Genomic DNA, 20,764 nt, shown 5'->3' on the forward strand with positions numbered 1-20,764 from the left:
GGTTTATAAAAAAGGAGAACCTGGTCAGTGTCTCTTGTGATTGCTATATGTGATTACTGTGTTAGCATATGGATACTTTGATTCTCTTCTATAAGAATTGAATCAACCATTATTGTGTAATTTTTTACACAATAATGGTGGTATTTATTCATTAGTTCACCACAATAAAGTTTAATTATTTTTCACTGAATTGTTGTGGGCATACCATTTTATGGGCAATGTGTTATTGCGATAAAATCCGATGCGTGTAAAAGTTAGTCAATCAGTTGTCTTGGTGATTGTCTTATTGTGTTAATCATTTTTAATTTCCTCAAATTGCAATGAAGAATACTTATTATAATGGATGGATATTGTTTTTAGTGTTGTGTTTTGTTAATGCATTATTGGCATTCTCGTTTAATTACTTATTTGTGAGTGATATACTGTATTACCAAACCTACGGAGAGCAATTGGCCTTAAGCCGAATTGATAAAATGCTGGAGCTTTCGAAAAAATGGGAATGGTTGGGCTATGTTTTCATCCCGATAATTCTTTTTATACGAGTGGTTTTTACCAGTTTATGTCTTTATATCGGAATTTTTTTTGTACAAATTGATCTAAAATTCAGCAAGTTATTTAAAATAGCCCTGCTAGCCGAGTTTGTATATGTTTTATCCGGTATTACAAAATTGGTTGTTTTCATATTCTTCAAAGAACTATCAACTCTAAACGATTTACAGTTTATACCCTTTTCCCTTCTTAATATTTTCGATAAAAATGCAATTGATCCTTTGTTTGTTCATCCATTGGGTATGCTTAATATTTTCAATCTTGTTTATTTTCTGGTACTGGCGTGGCTGTTAAAAGATCTTATTAACGAGGAAAAAGAAAAACCAACACAAAATTTCGGAGGAGCTCTAAAGCTGGTAGTTACATCGTATGGCAGTGGCCTTTTGTTGTGGGTAGTGCTGGGTATGTTTTTAACACTAAACTTAAGCTAAATGCGAAAAATAATAAAATACCTTGTAATTGTAATAATAGGAATTGTAGTTGCTTATCTTATTGTTCAGGTTATCAGTAAATACAACGAAAAGAAAGAAGCAGAAATAAGAATACAAACATTGCCGGATGCTGCTTTTGCTTCTGTTTTTGGCGATTCAATAAACTTACAGGATTTTGATTCAGACCAGTCATTGATTTTAATCTATTTCCACCCCGAATGTGAACATTGTCAATACGAAGCCAAAGAAATTGGGCTGCGAGCTGATGAATTTAATAATTGCCAGTTAGTAATGATAACTCCTGATGATTCATTAGTACGTATCGAAAAATTCTGCGAACAATACCATTTACAGGAGATCGATAATTTGGAGGTATTGCTTGACAGGGATAGTAAGTTTGAACGATCATTTGGGAAAGCGGTTTTGCCGTCGGTATATATTTACGATAAAGGGCAAAAGCTGAAAAAACAATTTTTGGGTGAAACCAAGCCCGAAGCTATTACTGCAGAAATTGGGAGTGATTCAGATACACTATTTTTTAGAGAATAAATGAAAAACATAGCAAAAATATTCTTCTATTTGGGCTTGTTGTTGGCAAATTTAGTTCTAATAAATAATACAAAAACCAAAGACAGAAGCAAGCAAGAAGAAGTTCCTGTTGAGCAAAGTATTCAAAAAAGAGAACTGATTAAAAATTATGAGACCCAAACATCAGATTAAATACATCACAAAATCCTTCATTAAACAACATAGCCAGTTTTACTGCGGACTTGCCTGCTTAGCATCGCTTGTTAAATATTATGGTGGCGAAACCACCCAGGAAAAACTGCGCGAGGAAAGCGGAACTACGCTAAATGGTACGTCTATGCTGGGGTTGTATCAGGCGGCTGTTAAGCTGGGTTTTGAGGCGGGTGGTTATGAGGCAGATATAAAGAACCTGAAAGAACAAGGTGAACCGGTAATTTTGCACATCTTAAAAGAAGAAAAACTGGAGCACTTTGTGGTTTGTTACGGCTTTGCTAATGGTAAATTTATCATTGGTGATCCGGGGTGGGGAGTTACAGAATATACCGAAGAAGAATTGGCTGCAGTTTGGAAAAGTAAAACGCTTCTTAAACTTTCTCCCGGTAAAAGTTTTATTACAAAAGAGTCTGAAACCACGAATAAACGTATCTGGTTTCTGCGTTTAATAAAAGAGGATTTCCCACTATTGGGTATTGCTGCTTTTCTTGGGGTTGTAATTTCGGTATTAGGTTTGGCCACCGCTATTTTCTCGCAAAAATTAATCGATCAGATTTTACCCGAAAGAAATATTCGAACACTGGTGTTTGGAATTGTAATTTTCTCCATTATTCTTTTGGCAAGGGCGCTTATAACCTATGTGCGCAGTATATTTTTGGTACGGCAAAGTAAAGAAATGAATGTGCGCTTAATTGCTAACTTTTTTGGCAATTTGCTTTTTTTGCCCAAACCTTTTTTCGATAGCACTTCAACCGGCGATATGATTGCTCGTATGAATGATGCCAGCCGTATACAAAAGGTTGTTGTTTATTTAAGCAGCCAGATAGTTATTGATGTATTGGTTACATTGATATCAGCAGGATACATCTTCTTTTACTCGGTATCAACCGGTTTTATAAGTTTATTGTCGGTACCGGTTTTTGGCTTTTTGGCGTGGCGTTACAACAAAAGGATTATTGTTGCCCAACGCGAAGTAATGCAAAGCTATGCTGCTACCGAAAGCAAGTATATAGATACCATTAGCGGAATAAAAGCGATTAAATCGTATAACCGCGAAAACCTGTTTTCAAAAGTTGTAAATGCTATTTATGAATTTTTTATGCAGAAAGTTTACAGTTTAGGATTGCTTGGAGCCCGGCTTAATTTCTGGATTAGCCTCGGAAGTGCAATACTGGTTGCAGGAGTTATTTCATGGACTTCATTTTTAATATTGTCTGAACAATTAATGTTGGGGCAAATGATGGCCATTATTACTTTGGTAGGAGGAATGGGAACCTCGGTAATAAATATTGCCATGGCGAATATTCAGTTTCAGGAAGCCCGCATTGCTTTTGATCGAATGTATGAATTTGCTGCTGCTGAACCTGAGTACCAGGTTTGCGATTTTGATAGGCAAGAAGATGTGTTTCAACTTAACAACCTTCAGGTAAAAGAATTAAACTTCCGTTTTCCCGGGAGGAGTTTGTTGCTTAAGGATATCAATTTCGAGGTGAACAGAGGAGAAATGGTAACTTTTTTTGGAGACATTGGCTGTGGCAAAAGTACATTGCTTTCTGTTTTGCAACGATTTCAGAAGCCTGAGTCCGGTAGAATTCTGGTAAATGGAGAAGATTGGTTGAGGAATGAAACAGTAACATGGCGGAAATACTTAGGAGTTGTAGAGCAGCATGTTCAATTATTTAATGGTACTATACTGGAAAATATTGCGCTGGAAGAGAATCCTGATACAGAAAAGGTTGTTCAGTTTTGCCAGGAATATGGATTTCATGAGTTCATTACAGAATTCCAACAAGGATATGCAACCATCATTAACGAGAACAGTACTAATCTTTCTGGGGGGCAAAGGCAAATGATATCTTTAGCAAGAGCTTTATATAACAAGCCCCAATTGCTATTACTCGATGAAGCTACGTCTGCAATGGGGCGACGAACAGAGAAATTTGTTATTGAAATGATGAACCGGATTAAAAAGGACGTTGCAATAATTTTTGTAACGCACAGGCCTCAACTTGCTCGTTATTCAGATAAAATTTATGTGATTGAAAATAAAGGTGTAGCAGCAATTGGCAGACACGAAGAACTTATTAATAAAAACCGGTTTTACCGGGAAGCCTTTGAAGAACTGGTTTTGGATGAGAAGTGCTAAAGCTTTTTTGTTATTTTCAACATATTTGAACAAACCTATTTAGCAATCATGAAGAGTTTCTTTCATAAGAAGATTGGTTCAGTGAGATTATTTACATGGATTATCATTGTAATAATCTTTGTGATCTATTTTCTGTTTTTCTTCGAATAGGAAGGGCTTTTTAAGAATGCCTTAATCCAGCGACTGCCCAATATTAGACGAAATCGCAATCATTTTGTCGTATTCCTGAGGTGTCAGATCTTTAAACATGTAATAGGCGGGATTTACTTTTCGTCCGTCTTTATGTACTTCGTAGTGCAGGTGTGGTGCAGTTGATCCGCCAGTATTTCCAACATAGCCAATAATATCGCCACGTTTTACCTGCTGGCCGCGTTTTACATTAAATTCATTCATGTGGCCGTAAACCGTTTCGTAGCCAAATCCGTGGTCGATTTTAACATGTAATCCCAGTCCAACTTTGCTTCTTTTCGAACCTGACACGTCGGTAACTTTACCGTCGCCGGTGGCATAAATTGGCGTTCCTACCGGAGCTGTAAAGTCCTGGCCCCAGTGCATTTTTCGTACTTTGTAAATCGGGTGAACGCGATAGCCCCAACCACTTGATGTACGTTTTAAATCGGTGTTGGTAATGGGCATAATTGCTGGTAACGAAGCCAGCATTTTTTCTTTGTTCAGCGCCAGTTCCAACACTTCGTCGTACGATTTCGACTGAATATACGCTTGTTTCGAAATTACATCCAACTTATGTGCGGTGGCAATAACCAACTCGGCATTGTCCATGTCTTCCAGCTCCGAATATTTATTGGCACCACCAAAACCTGCATTTCGTACAGTTGACGGAATGGGTTCGGCTTCAAAAATTACACGGTAAATATTATCGTCGCGCTGTTGCAGCTCCGCCAATACATTGGCTACCTTGTCCAAATCTTTTGAAAGTAACTCGTATTGGGTAAGCAAGCGCTTGTTTTCACGCATCAAATGCTTTGATCGCGGCGTATCGTAAAAGTTTACGAAAATTAGCGTGATTACAATAGCCAGGGCCAGACTACTCGAAAAATAGGTGAGTATTTTTGCTGCTTTGGCTTTCCAACTTAATCCTACGCTCTCGTAACTCAGCGTATCCGGGTTAAATTTATATTTCTTTTTTGCCATATAAAAGGCCGGTTTTTTCTCTTTATTAATGCTGATTCATTAAATCCTATAACTTTGCATGGATTTAATAAAACGTGATTTTTCACGCGGCAAAGGTAAGTAAATAACTCATAATTAATGAATTTGTTTTCTTTGCATTAAATTTTTTTAACGAATTGATAAATCATACAGACGGAAAATGAAGACTTCTAAAGAGATACGTAAGGCTTTTCTCGACTTTTTTACCGAGAAAGAACATCAGATTGTAAACTCTGCACCGATGGTGGTAAAAGGCGACCCAACGCTGATGTTTACCAATGCGGGGATGAACCAGTTTAAAGACCAGTTTTTAGGTAACGAACCGGTAAAATATCCGCGGGTGGCCGATACGCAAAAGTGTCTGCGTGTTTCAGGAAAACACAACGATTTGGAAGAAGTTGGTTTGGACACCTATCACCACACCATGTTCGAAATGCTGGGAAACTGGTCGTTTGGCGATTACTTTAAAAAAGAAGCGATCGACTGGGCATGGGAGTTTTTGGTAAAACGTATGGGTATTGATGCCAGCCGTTTGTACGCCACCGTTTTTGAAGGAAGTGCCGATGATAATCAGGAACGTGACAACGAAGCTGCCGGTTACTGGGAGCAGTACCTGCCAAAAGACCGCATTCTGAACGGTAACAAAAAAGATAATTTCTGGGAAATGGGTGAAACCGGACCTTGCGGACCTTGCTCGGAAGTTCATGTTGATATTCGCTCGGATGAGGAACGTGCAAAAGTTCCCGGCCGCGATTTGGTAAATATGGACCACCCGCAGGTAATTGAGATCTGGAACCTGGTTTTTATTCAGTTTAACCGAAAAGCAAACGGTAACCTAGAAAGTCTGCCAGCTAAACACGTGGATACTGGGATGGGTTTCGAGCGTTTATGTATGGTGTTGCAAGGTGTTCAGTCGAACTACGATACCGATGTTTTCCAGAATACAATTGCCGAAATTGGCAAGCTGTGTAATAAAAAATATGGCGAAGAGGAAAAGGTTGACATTGCTATGCGCGTTATTGCCGACCACCTGCGTGCGGTGGCTTTTGCCATTGCCGACGGGCAGTTGCCATCGAACAATAAAGCCGGTTATGTAATCCGTCGTATTTTGCGCCGCGCCGTGCGTTATGGTTATACTTTCCTCGATTTAAAAGATGCCTTTATTTATCGTTTAATTGGTGTGTTAAAAGACACAATGGGCGAAGCTTTCCCCGAGTTGGTAAGCCAGCAAACGCTGATTGAAAAGGTGATTAAAGAAGAGGAAGAGTCGTTCCTGCGTACCCTTTCAACCGGTATTGTAATGTTGGACGATATGATTTCGAAAGCGAAAAATGATGGCGCCAAAGAAATTGCCGGAAAAGATGCTTTCGTATTGTACGATACTTTTGGCTTCCCACTCGACCTGACAGAGTTGATTACCCGCGAAAACGGCCTGGGTGTAGATCAGGATGGTTTTTCGAAAGAAATGCAGGCTCAAAAAGATCGCTCGCGCAATGCGGCTGCCCAGGAAACCGACGATTGGGTGGAACTGCGCAAAATTGAAAAAACCGAATTTTTAGGCTACGACAAACTGGAAGCCGAAATTAAAATAGCCCGTTACCGCAAAGTAACGCAGAAGAAAAAATCGTTCTTCCAGTTGGTATTCGACCAAACGCCGTTTTATGGCGAATCGGGTGGCCAGGTTGGCGATGCGGGTTACATCGAATTTGATGGCGTAAAAACTTCGATCATCGATACACAAAAAGAAAATAACCTGATTGTGCATTTGGTGAATGCGCTGCCCGAAAACCCGGAAGAAACATTCTCTGCTGTGGTAAATGCCAAACGCCGTACAAATATTGCCAATAACCACACGGCAACGCACTTGTTGCATGCGGCTTTGCGCGAAGTTTTAGGATCGCATGTGGAACAAAAAGGTTCGTTGGTAAATGCCGATCATTTGCGTTTCGACTTTTCGCATTTCCAAAAAATGACCGATGAGGAAATTGCAGCGGTAGAAAAACTGGTAAACGAAAAAATTCGCGAAAATTCAGCAAAAGAAGAAAACCGCGAAATGCCGATTGAAGAAGCCAAAGCATCGGGTGCAATGATGTTGTTTGGCGAAAAATACGGCGAGGCGGTTCGTGTAATTAAATTTGGCGAATCGGTGGAGCTGTGTGGTGGAACACACGTTACTGCCACCGGCCAGATCGGGATGCTGAAAATTGTGTCGGAAAGTGCGATTGCTGCCGGTGTGCGCCGTATTGAAGCCATTACTGCCGACCGCGCTGAAAAATACATTAACGACCAGTTGGCACTGATTAACAACATTAAGGAAACGCTAAAAGGTTCGAAAGATTTGCTGGGAAGTGTAACCACACTGCTGCAGCAAAATAACGAGTTGAGCAAACAAATTGAGGCTTTCCAGCAGGAGAGTTTAAAAATGACCAAGGCCAACCTGAAGAGCAAAGTGTTAAACGAAAACGGCGTAAATATCATCGCCGATAAAATTGTAATCGACAATGCCGGCTTGGTAAAAGATTTGGCTTTCCAGCTAAAAGGCGAGATTGATGATTTGTTTTTGGTAATTGGTGCCGACATAAACGGTAAGCCGAACCTTACGGTAATGATTTCGGATAATATTGTTGCCGAAAAAGGACTAAATGCCGGGCAAATTGTTCGCGAAGCCGGAAAAGAGATTAAAGGTGGCGGCGGTGGCCAGCCGTTTTACGCTACTGCCGGTGGTAAAGATGTTAGCGGTTTGCAGGCGGCTATCGAAAAAGCACTTTCCTTTTTGCAGTAGAAGAACTTATTGAACGCTGATAATGCGGATTTAGCTGATTTTCGCATAACGGGATCAGCGGTTTATAACCGCTGGTAATCTAGACCTTCAAGGTTCCCAAAACCTTGAAGGTCTTTTTTGTATTAAGATGACAGCTTTTGTTTGAGGTAATAATACTGCTTTTGCTGCCCCCGCAGAGAAGGTAATGTGCTTAGCGCATAAAATGGAGTTACGCCCTGTTGGTGATTGATAAAAAATACCAAAGAGGTTTTTGTTTCGGCTCTTTTTTTTGAATTGTTCTAAATAAGGATTATTTTCAGCAACTATTTTGTAAGGAAACGGTTATACCAATTGGTAGTATAAAAATCACTTGAAACTAAATTGATAAAATAGTAATGAAGAAATTTTATTCGTTTATAACATCCATGCCGTTCGCGGCATTTATTTTTTTGGCACTTGCTTTTTCAATGGCTGTTGCCACATTTATCGAAAGTAGCTATGGTACGCCAACCGCCCGTGCGCTGGTGTACAACACGCATTGGTTCGAGGTGCTTTGGGGGCTGTTTGCGCTCAACCTTATCAATAACATGTTTCGTTACCGTTTTTTCACCAACAGGCGATACACGTTGGGCATTTTTCACGTGTCGTTTTTGGTGATGATACTCGGAGGTGCAGTAACGCGCTTTATCAGTTTCGAGGGGGTAATGCACATTCGCGAAGGCCAGAGTGCCGACTATATCCTTTCCACCAATGATTATTTTTATGCCGCATTTGAAGGCCAGGAAGAGGTTTCGCAGGTGCGCTTTTCGGAGGTTACGCCTAAGCAGTATTCAGCGAAATTCGATGTTAACGGAAAGGCGGTAAAAGTTAAAGCTGTTGGTTTTATCGAAAATGCCGAACAAAAAGCTATCGCTTCCGATTCGGGTGAGCCGGTTATCGATTTTGTTTTTTCGGCACCCGGAGGACAAGGGATGCAGTCGTTTTCGTTTAAAGAAGGAGATGTGTTGGATTACCCCGGTTTTTCAGCCGGTTTTCAGGTCGATGAGGAAAAAGTAATCAACTTCTTTCTGCAGGATGGCGCCTTGTTTATGACTTCTTTTGCGCAACTTGAAGAAACAACTATGGCCTCGCAGGAAACGGTCGATTTACATCCCGGCGATACAATTCCGGTAAAACCGATGTTTTTGTATGGGTATGACAATTTCCGCTTTTTGGTCCGGAAATTCCTGCCAAGTGCAACATTCACTGCGGTAAAAAGTCAGGCCGAAACAGGTGAAGATGCGGTAATGATTCAGGTTTCGGATGGAATACGCCAGCAAAATATTCCGGTGTTTGGTCATTCAGGGCAACGCCCCGATACCGTGCGCGTTCCACTGGGTAACGGCACACTGAAAATGGCTTATGGCGCACTGCCGCTGCAGGTTCCGTTTAGTATTCATTTAAAAGATTTTCAGCTGGAGCATTATCCTGGATCAAACTCGCCATCGTCGTTTGCTTCAGAGGTTGTTTTGGTCGATCAGGCAAAAGGCATTAACGAAGATATTCGCATTTTCATGAATAATACATTGAGTCACCGGGGCTACAAGTTCTTTCAGTCGTCGTACGACAGAGATGAACAAGGCACGATACTTTCCGTGAATTACGACTTTTGGGGAACGTGGATTTCGTACCTCGGTTATTTACTGCTCATTGTTGGAGTGATTATGTCGCTGATCAATCCGAATTCTTATTTTCAATACCTGGCTAAAAAGTTAAAAGCCAGTTCGGTAAAAGTAATTGCGCTTGTTGCGATGTTGGGAAGTGTGGCTTTTTCAGCATCGGCACAAAGTGGTGTTGGTGCCGGAATCCCGCCGATCGACACGGAAGTTGTAAAAGAATTCAGCGAATTGTGGGTGCAGGGAGTTGATGGACGAATTGAGCCGGTGTCAACACTGTCGGGCGAGATTGTTCGGAAGATTAGCCGTAAATCAGGTTTGTATGGATTGTCGGCCGATGGGGTGGTGCTGAGTATGATGGCCTATCCCGAAATCTGGCAATCGATGCCCATAATAAAGGTCGCCGATAAATCGCTGGAAGGGGTACTTGGTGCACAAAATAAATACATTACGGTTGAATCGCTTTTTGATGTAAACGGTAATTATAAAATTGCTGACCAAGTGCGGGCAGCTTATGCCAAAGCGCCGGGAATGCGCAACCGTGCGGATAAAGAATACATAAATGTGGATGAACGCGTAAATATTTGTTTTATGGTATTTCAGGGTTCTGTTTTCCATCTTTTCCCGCGCGAACGGGTTGAAGATACCTGGTATGCGCCCGGAAGTACTGCCACTGAATATACCGACGGCGATTCTATTTTTATACAAAGCGGATTTCAGTTGCTTTTGCAGTCGATTACCGAAAACCAAAGTGAGAATGCGGTGCAGGTTTTACAAGCCGTCGATAATTTTCAGGTAAAATACGGAGCCGATTTGTTGCCCGGCGACAAAAAGAAAAACGTTGAAATTCTATTCAACAAAGTAAATCCGTTTAAACGCATCTTTCCGTTTTACCTCTTATTTGGTTTCTTGCTGTTAACAGTACTTTTTATCAATATTTTCAGACAAAAGCAATTGCCGTCGTTTCTGCGGTATTCGTTTTTCGGATTCATTATAATCCTGTTTTTGGTACACACGGTTGGATTAGCTGTGCGCTGGTACATTTCAGGACATGCACCGTGGAGTAACGGTTACGAATCGGTGGTGTATGTTGCGTGGGCAACCATGCTGGCCGGAATTATTTTTGGCCGAAAATACCCGATGGTAATTGGTACGGCAGCATTTTTAACCGGAATTGCGCTGTTTGTAGCTCACCTCAGCTGGATGAATCCCGAAGTGACCAATCTTGTGCCGGTACTCAAATCCTACTGGTTGGCTATTCACGTGGCCATTATTACCGCCAGCTACGGATTTCTTGGGCTGAGTATGTTCCTCGGTGTTTTGGTAATGATTTTAATTGTTCTGCGCAGAGGCGTGAACGAGGCAAAAGTAAACGGTTTTATCGAGCAACTAACAACCATTAACGAAATGTCGGCAACGGTTGGTTTGTATTTTCTCACTATCGGAACATTTCTTGGCGGCGTTTGGGCCAACGAAAGCTGGGGCCGCTACTGGGGCTGGGATCCAAAAGAAACCTGGGCATTGATTACCGTAGTGATTTACTCGTTTATTGTACATATGCGAATGATTCCTTCGTTAAAGGGAATTTTCAACTATAATTTTGCATCGATCTTTGGTTTCGCCTCGGTGCTGATGACTTATTTTGGCGTGAACTATTACCTCTCGGGACTGCATTCGTACGGAAAAGGAGTTGCCGATGGTGTTGATCCTGCCGTTCCTGCATCAATTTTAGTACTGGCCGGATTAATAATCTGGGCTTATGTAAAAGACAATAAATACCAGGCCCAACAAGCTGAAGCCGGGGAATGATGACTGCAGTCTGAGTGTGAAATATTAGAACAAAAGGCTCGGAAAGTCGATGGTCGGGATTTTAACATTTTGTTTTACAGTTAATTGAAATTATTTAGAATACATATAAATAGAATAAGCTGAAAAATAGCATAATCGCTTTATAAATCAACCAACAACAAAAGCCTTATATTTCGAGGTTTTTAAATTTGAAATATGGGACAGACAGTTACACGTACTTTTGATGTAGTCGAACGTGCATTAAAAGAATTCCCCCGCGAAGATTCCATTGCCGGTAAACGAAATGGTAAATGGTGCACTTATTCAACCGGGGAATATTACGAAAAATCGCACCAGTTTGCCCTGGGACTCATGGCTCTGGGCTTAAAACGTGGTGACAAAGTGGCTACGGTTACAACCAATCGCCCCGAGTGGAATATTGCCGATATGGGATTGGCAATGGGTGGTTTTATTCATGTGCCGATATACCCAACTTTGGGAGACGACGAATACAAGTACATTTTGAATCATGCCGAGGTGAAGATCATTCTGGTGGGCGATAAAAAGCTTTTCAAAAGCATGAGTCCGATGGCCAATATGATTGATGGCATTGATACGGTTTACACTTTTGAAGAAGTGGAAGGAGCCAAACACTATGAACAGATACTTGAACTTGGCGAGTCAAAAAGAGAAGAGTTATCTGCAGAACTTGAAAGCATTAAAAACGATATCAAGCCTGACGATCTGGCAACGATTATATACACTTCGGGAACTACAGGCGTGCCCAAAGGAGTAATGTTGAGTCACCGTAACCTGGTATCGAATTTTACCGAGCATGCAAAACTCCACAATTTGGGAACAGAGCACAGAGCTTTGAGTTTTCTGCCACTTTGCCACGTTTACGAACGAAGTGTGAATTACCACTTTCAGCACAGGGGAATGGGCGTTTATTATGTGGGAAACCTGGCGCAGATTGTTTCGTCGATTAAAGAGGTGAAACCGCATATGTTTAACTCGGTACCCCGCCTGCTCGAAAAAGTTTACGATGGTTTTGTGGCTAAAGGAAAAGAACTCTCCGGAATAAAGAAAAAATTGTACTTCTGGGCATTGAATCTTACCCGTAATTTTGAATACAATAAAAAGTTTGGGCCACTGATGCAACTGAAAATTTCGGTGGCCGATAAACTGATTTATTCGAAATGGAGGGAAGCACTTGGCGGAAATATCACTTATATTGTTTCAGGTGGAGCAGCACTCCAGCCGCGCATTGCCCGCGTATTTGGAATGGCAAAATTGACTACGCTCGAAGGCTATGGTTTAACAGAAACTTCGCCGGTAATTGCCGTAAACAATCCAACTACCATGGAAATGATGGTGGGGACAGTTGGCCCGATTCTGGAAGGCTACGACGTAAAATTTGCTGCTGATGGTGAAATTTTATGTAAAGGCCCCGGTATTATGAAGGGCTATTACAAAGCCCCGGAGTTAACGGATGAGGTAATCGATGAAAACGGATGGTTCCATACCGGTGATATTGGCATGTTGGTTGACGACAAATACCTGAAGATTACCGATCGAAAAAAAGAAATTTTTAAACTGTCGGGCGGAAAATATATCGCTCCGCAGATGATCGAGAACAAGTTGAAAACATCTGAATTGATTGAGCAGGTAATGGTAATTGGTGCCAACGAAAAATTTGCAAGTGCCATTATCTCGCCGTGTTTCCCTATTCTGCACGACTGGGCCGGAGAACATAAATTACACTACGAGAACAATGAAGAGTTGATTCAACTGCCTGAGGTGATTCAGAAATTACAAAAGGAAGTAATGAAGGTGAATAAAACCCTGGGATCGCACGAACAAATCAGCCGAATACGACTGGTGCACGAAGAGTGGACGCCAACTTCGGGCGAACTGTCGCCAACACTCAAGCTGAGAAGAAATGCTGTTGCCGTAAAATACCAGCACTTAATTGATGATATATATGCCGTAGGTGGCAAAAAATAGTAGTAAAAAACAGGTGCGAAAGCACATGCTGAATCAAACTGAAAAGGTTGCAGGATTATTCTTGCAGCCTTTTTTATTCGCCAAATTGTTCTAATACCGATTTAATATCGAAACCAGCCTTTAGTTCGCAAACTCCTAAAGTCTATTTCGTTTATTATCGGCATTAACTCCCGAAAAGAATTCGGGATAATCTTAACGTATGGCTTAAAGCTCACGTTGAAATACAATTGGTATAATACTTCAACTTCTGGAAAAATAGAAGAGCAGACAGCCGCTTCTACTAACATGCTTTATTCTCCGGGGCATCATTCTTTGTCAAACGTACTGAGTACGATGCTTCCCCCACGCAGTATTCTCCAAACGTACTGAGTACGATGCTTCACCCACGCAGTTTTCTCCAAACGTACTGAGTACGATGCTCCGCCCACGCAGTTTTCTCCAAACGTACTGAGTACGATGCTCCGCCCACGCAGTTTTCTTCAAACGTACTGAGTACGATGCTTCCCCCACGCAGTTTTCTTCAAACGTACGGAGTACGATGCTCCTTTTATTAATCGACTAAGATTAAAACAAAGCTCTGTCCCACGGAATGGCTGCCAAAATCAGCACCAATGCCAGACCGTAAAAAATAGCCGCTGCCCGGTGTTTCTTATGCGGAGTCACATTCTTTTTCGCTTTTGCCCTGCCGATGTGTACCAACGCAAGTGCAATAATCATTAACAGAATATGTTCTACAGCGTAGAAACGCAGGTCGCTGTTTTTCATTGCCGCACCAAAATTGGCAAACGCCGCTTTCGTAATCGGGCTTACAAAGGCATAAAGTACAATTCCCACCAGAAACTGAATATCCATTAACATTACCAGTATTAATCCCGACAGGTTATCGGCGCGGCCCCATTTTCGTTTACTTGCCAGCCCGCTAACGGCAAGCAAAACTGCAGCTACAAGTGCGATTAAAACCAACCAGCGAAATCCGTTATGTGCGTGTAATAGTCCTTGATACATAATTTATGTTTTTATTGAAATGTAACACCAGATTTTGCTTTTGGTTGAAAGTTTTCAGAAAAACTTGATCGGTTTTATGATAATCCGATCAAGTTTTTTCAATGCCGTATTTTCTTATCTTTAGTTTTTTCAATAACAAGCTCTTTAGGTTTTCAGACTTAAAAACACAAATCGGTTAGTATGCAAGAAGTTAAGAAACAACTGGAAGTATTATTGGTGAACTTTTTTCGCGATTGTTATCCCGGTTTTCCAAAGGGGAAAGTTGTGGCATCCGAGTCGCCCGATTTTGTGGTGAAAATGAAAAATGCACACAAACTGGGCATTGAACTTACACGGCTAAATCCGGCCAATGCGGTAACAAAAACAGAAGAGGTGCAAGCACTGATTAACTTCAGAAACGAATTGGTTGCCGATATGCGGGAGCTTTTTGAGGCAGGATCGGAGACAAAGCTTTTTGTGAAATTTATGTTTTCGGAGAAACACAAAATCACTCCTGAACGCGAATTAATAGTGCGATCGAAAACCGTTGCAACAATAAAATCGGCTATTGCAGATATATCGGATGGCGCTTTTTACCATAAAATAATTACAAATTCTGAATTGCCTGCCGGATTGGAACACGTTATGATTGCTTATCATCCGGAACTAAAAGAGTCGGTTTGGGAACGTTCGAATAACCTGGGAGTATCAAACAATGTGGTTGACGATATTCATTTAGCCATTGCCAAAAAAGATGAAAAACTGCGGATTTATCAGAAGCAAAACCTGCAGCAATACTGGCTTTTAATAACCACCGATTGCTTGCGGGCAGATAAGAATATCAATCTGTTGAATAAGATCAGTATTGAAGAGTTTGAGTCGCGGTTTCATCAGGTTTTTGTGCTTGATTTAATGCGTGCCAAGGTTATTTCGCTGGTTGAAAATTAGAAGTGGTGAGGCTTTCCTGTAGGTTGCTTACTCCGTCATTCTGAACTTGATTCAGAATCTTGCTTTGCGGGAAACAGACCCTGAAACGAGTTCAGGGTGATGTTCTACGCAAACCATCTTATCTTTCAAGAAAACCTCACCAAATTAATTAGTTTACAATGGCTGCAATAGCTGCACCCAGTAAGCTGGAGTTCTCCACTTCAACAATTTCGTAATAACGTTGATTATCGCCCGATAGGAAATCCTGCAGGTAATCTTCAAATAGCTGCTGAAAATGATGAAGCTTATAAAATGTTGTCCCTTCAATGGTCATTAAAACCGGTTTTTCGTGGTGTTTGCCTTTTCCGGTTTGCAGAATTACGGCAGCCAGGTTAGCAGCTACCAGTTTTGCTGCGCGCTCAATAAGGCCGTCGATAATTTCGGCAACCAGCATTTTGTCCGAATCGCTGGTAAAAACGCCGGGCAAAACATTGTGGGCACTTTCAATGCCGTGCACATAATTATTCACCTCTTCCGATGTTAATTCCTTCAGGTTCTCAAAAACTTCGGGGCTGGCAAAAACACCTTCGGCGGCAGCAGTTTTTAACGTTTTGGTGCATAAACCACCAAAGTAGCCACCCGAGAACATTTTTTCAAAAGCATAACGGCCCGGATTCTCGGTAGTGTTATCAAAAGCAATGTCGATATCGGTGCGTGGTGCCAGCGTAAATGCGCCTGATTCGATGTTGATGATCTGGCTGCCTTCCATATTCAGCCCGTCGGTTTTGGTTATGTTTTTATTGGCCTCGATGTAACTGGTGTTGGTTCCGGTGCCCAAAATAAAGCCAATGTAAGTGTCGTATGCTTTTACCGCTCGTGCTGCTTTCCCGGCCAGCAGGGTAGATACGGTGTCGTTCATTAATACCAACTGTTTGTCGGGTGTTTGCATGGCGTTCAAAAGGCCTTCGCCAATCATTTCACCAATCACGTCGGGAGCTTTTACTTCTTTGCTCCATTCAATCAATTTGCCGTCTTTGTTCGGGAAAATCTCGGCAGCGTATGAAAAACAAAATCCGAATTTGTTCGATATGGTTTTATAATCTGCCAGGTAAGCGGCAAAAGTGTCGAAGAACTCGGCTTTTGTCAATTCTTTTTCAACGCCTGGCATTTTGGCCTTTTTAATGTTTTCGGTCACCAGTTTCAGGTTATCGTCGAAATAAACTTTGGCTGCCCTAAAGTTCGTGCCACCGGCATCAATGGCCACAACAGGTTCGTTGGCTTTTACTTCACCGTCAGCTTCAATATAAGTTGGAAGCATCAGAAGTGAACTTTCCTGCCCGGCGAGTCCTTTAGCCATTTCGTCCAGAAAGGCGTTCACCACCGCTTTCATGTTAATGTCGTCAGCCGTCATCTTGTGGCTTTTCAAAAAATCAGTTGCTTTGGTCATTTTGCTATTACGTTTATTTGGTTATTCTTATTTAAGTACATTTTCAAGTTTAAACACCCAGGCGTAAGTTTGGGTAAGTTTGCCCGGCGTTAACACCGGCGCTGAAAGGGTAATTGTTTTACCCGATTTTTTGAATTTTACATCGCCCGCGTAGCCTAACAGACTTACCGATGATGCTTTTTTCAGCCCTTTTATTTTTAAATCGGATGTAGGATACTTTGTGCAATGTACATACAAATCCTTTCCTTTTTTGGTGAAATATACGTCAGCGATATCATTATCTTCAGCGCCTTCCCATTTTCTTGTTTCGTAAATTGCTTCGCCGTTTGTTTTCAGCCAGGTGCCAATGTCGAGTAAGCGTTGTTGCTGAATTACAGGAATACGGCCATCGGCGGTAGGCCCAACATCAAGCAGGAGATTACCTCCTCCGGCAACTTTTTCAATCAGCAAATGAATGAGGGCTTCAGAGCTCATGTAATTCTCAACGGTTTCCATCTGGTTATAGCCAAACGAAGTTCCAATTCCGCGACATTCTTCCCATGCTTTTTCCAGTCCATCACTTTTTCCGTCGTGAACCAGGTCGTACTCAGTAGTGTAAAATCCACCATGTTTACTGCGTGTTTCTTCTCCCCAGCGGTCGTTTACACAAACCTGATTCTTAACCGGCGATTCGTTGTAAAGCCAGGCCAAAAATTCCGTGCTTTTCCAGTCTTCACTCGGGTGATCCCATTCGCCATCGGTCCATAAAATATCAGGTTCGTAGCTGGTAACCAGATCTTTCATTTGTAGTATCATATGGTTGTCAACATACTTCTCAAGGTTGTTGTGGTAAAGCGGATTGTACCATTCGTAAAGCGAATAATAAAAGCCCATGTGCAGACCGGCATTTTTAACTGCAGTGGTTAAGTCGCCGCAAATATCGCGGTGCGGACCAATGTCAACGCTGTTCCAGTTCCAGCTTTGGGCACTTGGCCACAGGGTAAATCCTTCGTGGTGTTTCGATGTAAGTACCACATATCTTGCTCCGGCGCGTTTAAATAATTCGGCCCATTGTTCCGGGTTCCAGTGTTGGGCTTTAAAACGTGGCGCAAAGTCCTGATACAGGAAATCTTCACCATACATTTTGTTATGGTATTCGCGGAAAAGTTTTCCGGCCTTGCTATTGTCGTTAATTCGGAAGCCATACCACTCGGCGTATTTGGCATAAACGCCAATATCGGCATTGGCCGGTGCCCAGGCCGGAACGGAATATACTCCCCAGTGAATAAAAATGCCAAATTTTACATCCTCGAACCATTGCGGTATGGGGCGGCTATCAATTGATTTCCAGTTGGCTTTATATTTCTGCGCGTAGGAAAATGTGATAAAAAGGGATAGGAATGAAAGTAGAATAACTCGTTTCATTTTGTTGGTTTTAGATTATGATTTAAGTTATACCCTAAACTTACAATTATTTTTATTTTAGTTTTATAAAAAACGATACTTACATGAAATTTCTTCTGACTTCCGCTTTTATTTTGCTGCTGTTTTCTTGTACACAAACTCCTAAGAGACCAGCCGCAGTTGTTTTTTCTGAACTTAATCCAAATACTGAAGCCAGCTTGCGTGGCTTGCACGTAGTTGATGAAAACGTTGTTTGGGCGAGTGGCTCAGGAGGAACTGTGTTGGTATCGACTGATAGCGGAAACAGTTGGAAGGATGTGTCAGTTCCGGGAGCTAAACAAAACGATTTCCGAAGTATTCATGCCTGGGACGAAAATACGGCCACCGTTTTTGGTGTTGCCGGCCCTGATTTTGGCTACAAAACCGTTGATGGTGGAGCTACGTGGAATGTGGTTTTCAGTGACACTACAAGTGGCCTGTTTTTTAACTCGGTAAAATTTGCCGATGCAAAAAATGGTTTGGCTGTCAGCGACCCGGTTAACGGAAAGTTTTTTGTGTTGCGAACTGAAGATGCCGGAAACACCTGGCAGCAGGTTACTGATCTTCCGGAGGTGGCAGAAGGAGAGGCCAACTTTGCAGCTTCAAATACCTGTATTGAATATTTGCCCACAGGGAAAGCCTGGATTGCCAGTGGAGGGAAAGCTGCCCGTGTTTTTTATTCCGACGATTTTGGGAAATTGTGGAAGGTGAGTAAAACACCAATGGTTCGCGGATTGGCGTCATCAGGAATATTTTCGGTTGCATTTAAAAACGATCGGGAAGGAATAGTTGTTGGTGGAATTTACGATGAGCCGGAACTGAACACCAATATTGCTTCTTATACATTTGATGGCGGAATAACCTGGCAGCCGGCTGTTACTATGCCAAAAGAATACCGATCATGCGTTCAGGATGTAGAAGCGGATGAGGTTTCGTTTTTATTTGCCATTGGAAAAACCGGGTGTGATATTTCAACCGATGGAGGAATAAACTGGAACTTTCTTTCCGGCGAAGGTTATTATACGTTTCGGGCAATTCCAGGTAAACTGGCCGGTTTTGCTGCCGGAAGTCAAGGTCGAATTTCGAAAGTAATATTTGAATGATGTAAAAAAAAACGGGCTGCATTTTTGCAACCCGCTTCCTATGTTAATCCTATCAGTTTGTTCTATTCTTCCCACGGAACCAGCGCCGATTTGTAATAATCGATGCCCAAGGCTTCAAAACGTTTGCCGTGTTTTGCCAAACGCGTTTTGTACTCGTCCCAGCTTCTTTCTGCAGGTGCTGTCCAGCCAATTTCGGCATATCCCGGCAAGCGAGGGAAAACCATGTATTCCACTTCATCAATATTGGTAACTGTTTCAGCCCAAAGTGGCGCTTCAATTCCCAGAATATTCTCTTTGGTAATGCCTTCAACCAGTGTTGCCGGATTCCAGTCGTAACCATGATCCACTTCAATGTAACCGGCCCAGTGCAGGCCCAGATGAGTTGTTGAATCGTACTGCATATCGAGGTAAGCGCGCGCTGCCGGCGACATCAACACCTGTGCACCTTTTTCAACGCCCATTGTGGTGTTTTCAACATCGGCCCAGAATTGTACGGTAACATCATCAATCAATTTGGCGTTGGCAATTTCGTCCCAGCCGATAATTTTTTTGCCGTGTTTTTTTACGATTTCCTGAACCCTGTTCACAAAATACACATAGTCGTCGTGGGCGGTAACATGCGATTCGTCGCCACCAATATGGATGTATTCACCGGGAGTTATTTCAGCCAACTCGCGGATTACATCGTCAATAAACTGGTAAGTAATTTCTTTATCGGTACAAAGTGTGCTGAATCCAACCTCGGTTCCGGTGTAAAGTTCGCGGGCTTTGCCGTCGCAATTTAATTCGGCGTACGATGCAAGTGCTGCATTGGTATGTCCCGGCATATCAATTTCAGGAACGATCATAATCTGGCGATCAGCAGCATATTGAACCAACTCTTTGTATTGTTCCTGTGTGTAAAAACCACCTTCGCCACCGCCTACTTCGGTTTGGCCACCAATTTCGGTAAGTTTTGGCCACGATTTAATTTCAATTCGCCAGCCCTGGTCATCGGATAAATGCAGGTGAAGCACATTCATTTTGTACATCGCCAGGAAATCGATGAATTGTTTTACTTCTTCAACATTGAAAAAGTGGCGCGAAACATCGAGCATGGCTCCACGGTAACTATATTCCGGCGAGTCAGTCACAGTTCCTGTTGGTACATACAAGGTTTGTGTATTATCGGCATTAACCGGTAGTGTTTGCAACAAGGTTTGCACACCAAAGAAACATCCGGCTGCATCGGCACCCTGAATTGATATCAGGTGTTTTTCAATTTTCAGCTCGTAACCTTGCTCACTTAAGTGTTTGGTGTCGACATCAGAAATGTAAATTTCTCTTGATGGAGGAGTACTTGTTGGTTTTACGGTAACCGATCCACCGGTAAGCTGGTTGATCTTTTCAGCCAGTATCTCGGCCGAACGGAGCACTCCTTCGCTACCTTCCTGCACATAAATTACACTGGCTTTATTAAGGTTGAAGCCGTCGCCTGTTGCTGTTACACTGGTTGGTTTTGGTATAAAAGCCGTTTTAGTAAGGTCGGTTTCAACTTTCTCAGAGCACGACTGAAACATGGTCAGGAGGATTACAAAAATGGACAAAACTGATATCTTTCTCATCTAGCTAGTTTTTAAAAAATTTAAATAGA

The 20,764-nt window shown here is 42.0% G+C and carries 14 protein-coding genes; 9 read left to right on the forward strand and 5 right to left on the reverse strand.

The genetic code is table 11. From position 1 onward, the window contains the following. Positions 1 to 320 precede the first annotated feature (320 nt). From BMW53_RS06415 to BMW53_RS06425, 4 genes are read left to right on the forward strand one after another with little or no spacing between them, the layout of a single operon-like run. Positions 321 to 980: a hypothetical protein gene (locus tag BMW53_RS06415; RefSeq protein ID WP_038556531.1), complete on the forward strand. Its 660-nt coding sequence runs from the start codon at positions 321 to 323 to the stop codon at positions 978 to 980. Next, positions 981 to 1,529: a TlpA family protein disulfide reductase gene (locus BMW53_RS06420; protein WP_038556529.1), complete on the forward strand. Its 549-nt coding sequence runs from the start codon at positions 981 to 983 to the stop codon at positions 1,527 to 1,529. Beyond that, entirely contained in the window at positions 1,530 to 1,700 is a 171-nt protein-coding gene (locus tag BMW53_RS20905) for a hypothetical protein (protein ID WP_157470758.1), read from the forward strand. Further along, a complete protein-coding gene (locus BMW53_RS06425; RefSeq protein WP_038556527.1) occupies positions 1,678 to 3,867 on the forward strand; it encodes a peptidase domain-containing ABC transporter in 2,190 nt (729 codons plus the stop codon). Before BMW53_RS20905 ends, BMW53_RS06425 begins: the two co-directional genes overlap by 23 nt. 171 nt (positions 3,868 to 4,038) lie before the next feature. Here BMW53_RS06425 and BMW53_RS06430 read toward each other — a convergent pair whose 3' ends face one another. Continuing rightward, positions 4,039 to 5,019 (reverse strand): M23 family metallopeptidase, encoded by a 981-nt coding sequence (locus BMW53_RS06430; protein ID WP_038556525.1) that lies wholly within the window; start codon positions 5,017 to 5,019, stop codon positions 4,039 to 4,041. Positions 5,020 to 5,197: 178 nt separating this feature from the next. On the opposite strand from BMW53_RS06430, the gene alaS reads away from it, so the two are divergent. The 3 genes from alaS (at position 5,198) to BMW53_RS06445 (ending at position 13,248) form a co-directional block, all read left to right on the forward strand. Continuing rightward, entirely contained in the window at positions 5,198 to 7,819 is a 2,622-nt protein-coding gene (alaS, locus tag BMW53_RS06435) for an alanine--tRNA ligase (RefSeq protein ID WP_038556523.1), read from the forward strand. Positions 7,820 to 8,193: 374 nt separating this feature from the next. Further along, a complete protein-coding gene (locus BMW53_RS06440; protein ID WP_081804773.1) occupies positions 8,194 to 11,262 on the forward strand; it encodes a cytochrome c biogenesis protein CcsA in 3,069 nt (1,022 codons plus the stop codon). Between the two features lie 195 nt (positions 11,263 to 11,457). After that, positions 11,458 to 13,248, forward strand: coding sequence for an AMP-dependent synthetase/ligase (locus BMW53_RS06445; protein WP_038556521.1), 1,791 nt, complete (start codon positions 11,458 to 11,460; stop codon positions 13,246 to 13,248). Positions 13,249 to 13,812: 564 nt separating this feature from the next. On the opposite strand, the gene BMW53_RS06450 is transcribed toward BMW53_RS06445, so the two are convergent. Next, the gene (locus BMW53_RS06450) at positions 13,813 to 14,253 is read right to left on the reverse strand and encodes a hypothetical protein (protein WP_038556519.1); all 441 of its coding nucleotides are present in this window, start codon (positions 14,251 to 14,253) and stop codon (positions 13,813 to 13,815) included. Positions 14,254 to 14,433: 180 nt separating this feature from the next. Here BMW53_RS06450 and BMW53_RS06455 point away from each other — a divergent pair, with 180 nt between their 5' ends. Further along, positions 14,434 to 15,180 (forward strand): hypothetical protein, encoded by a 747-nt coding sequence (locus BMW53_RS06455; RefSeq protein WP_038556518.1) that lies wholly within the window; start codon positions 14,434 to 14,436, stop codon positions 15,178 to 15,180. A 148-nt stretch (positions 15,181 to 15,328) separates the two neighbouring features. On the opposite strand, the gene BMW53_RS06460 is transcribed toward BMW53_RS06455, so the two are convergent. Both BMW53_RS06460 and BMW53_RS06465 read right to left on the reverse strand, forming a co-directional pair. Continuing rightward, on the reverse strand, positions 15,329 to 16,606 hold the full coding sequence (locus BMW53_RS06460) for a hexokinase family protein (protein WP_038556517.1): 1,278 nt from the start codon (positions 16,604 to 16,606) through the stop codon (positions 15,329 to 15,331). A gap of 27 nt (positions 16,607 to 16,633) precedes the next feature. Next, positions 16,634 to 18,010, reverse strand: a complete 1,377-nt coding sequence (locus BMW53_RS06465) for an alpha-L-fucosidase (RefSeq protein ID WP_038556516.1) — start codon at positions 18,008 to 18,010, stop codon at positions 16,634 to 16,636. 83 nt (positions 18,011 to 18,093) lie between these two features. Here BMW53_RS06465 and BMW53_RS06470 point away from each other — a divergent pair, with 83 nt between their 5' ends. Then, a complete protein-coding gene (locus BMW53_RS06470) occupies positions 18,094 to 19,131 on the forward strand; it encodes a WD40/YVTN/BNR-like repeat-containing protein (protein ID WP_051567642.1) in 1,038 nt (345 codons plus the stop codon). A 62-nt stretch (positions 19,132 to 19,193) separates the two neighbouring features. On the opposite strand, the gene BMW53_RS06475 is transcribed toward BMW53_RS06470, so the two are convergent. Beyond that, a complete protein-coding gene (locus BMW53_RS06475) occupies positions 19,194 to 20,735 on the reverse strand; it encodes a beta-N-acetylhexosaminidase (RefSeq protein WP_038556515.1) in 1,542 nt (513 codons plus the stop codon). Positions 20,736 to 20,764: the final 29 nt, after the last annotated feature.

Source organism: Draconibacterium orientale (assembly GCF_900111425.1).
In the GTDB taxonomy this organism is placed as follows: domain Bacteria; phylum Bacteroidota; class Bacteroidia; order Bacteroidales; family Prolixibacteraceae; genus Draconibacterium; species Draconibacterium orientale.

Bases quoted from the DNA above. Each gene is read 5' to 3' on its own strand.
- BMW53_RS06415 (WP_038556531.1), top strand. From the start codon at position 321: ATGAAGAATACTTATTATAATGGATGGATATTGTTTTTAGTGTTGTGT.
- BMW53_RS06420 (WP_038556529.1), top strand. From the start codon at position 981: ATGCGAAAAATAATAAAATACCTTGTAATTGTAATAATAGGAATTGTA.
- BMW53_RS20905 (WP_157470758.1), top strand. From the start codon at position 1,530: ATGAAAAACATAGCAAAAATATTCTTCTATTTGGGCTTGTTGTTGGCA.
- BMW53_RS06425 (WP_038556527.1), top strand. From the start codon at position 1,678: ATGAGACCCAAACATCAGATTAAATACATCACAAAATCCTTCATTAAA.
- BMW53_RS06430 (WP_038556525.1), bottom strand. From the start codon at position 5,019: ATGGCAAAAAAGAAATATAAATTTAACCCGGATACGCTGAGTTACGAG.
- alaS (WP_038556523.1), top strand. From the start codon at position 5,198: ATGAAGACTTCTAAAGAGATACGTAAGGCTTTTCTCGACTTTTTTACC.
- BMW53_RS06440 (WP_081804773.1), top strand. From the start codon at position 8,194: ATGAAGAAATTTTATTCGTTTATAACATCCATGCCGTTCGCGGCATTT.
- BMW53_RS06445 (WP_038556521.1), top strand. From the start codon at position 11,458: ATGGGACAGACAGTTACACGTACTTTTGATGTAGTCGAACGTGCATTA.
- BMW53_RS06450 (WP_038556519.1), bottom strand. From the start codon at position 14,253: ATGTATCAAGGACTATTACACGCACATAACGGATTTCGCTGGTTGGTT.
- BMW53_RS06455 (WP_038556518.1), top strand. From the start codon at position 14,434: ATGCAAGAAGTTAAGAAACAACTGGAAGTATTATTGGTGAACTTTTTT.
- BMW53_RS06460 (WP_038556517.1), bottom strand. From the start codon at position 16,606: ATGACCAAAGCAACTGATTTTTTGAAAAGCCACAAGATGACGGCTGAC.
- BMW53_RS06465 (WP_038556516.1), bottom strand. From the start codon at position 18,010: ATGAAACGAGTTATTCTACTTTCATTCCTATCCCTTTTTATCACATTT.
- BMW53_RS06470 (WP_051567642.1), top strand. From the start codon at position 18,094: ATGAAATTTCTTCTGACTTCCGCTTTTATTTTGCTGCTGTTTTCTTGT.
- BMW53_RS06475 (WP_038556515.1), bottom strand. From the start codon at position 20,735: ATGAGAAAGATATCAGTTTTGTCCATTTTTGTAATCCTCCTGACCATG.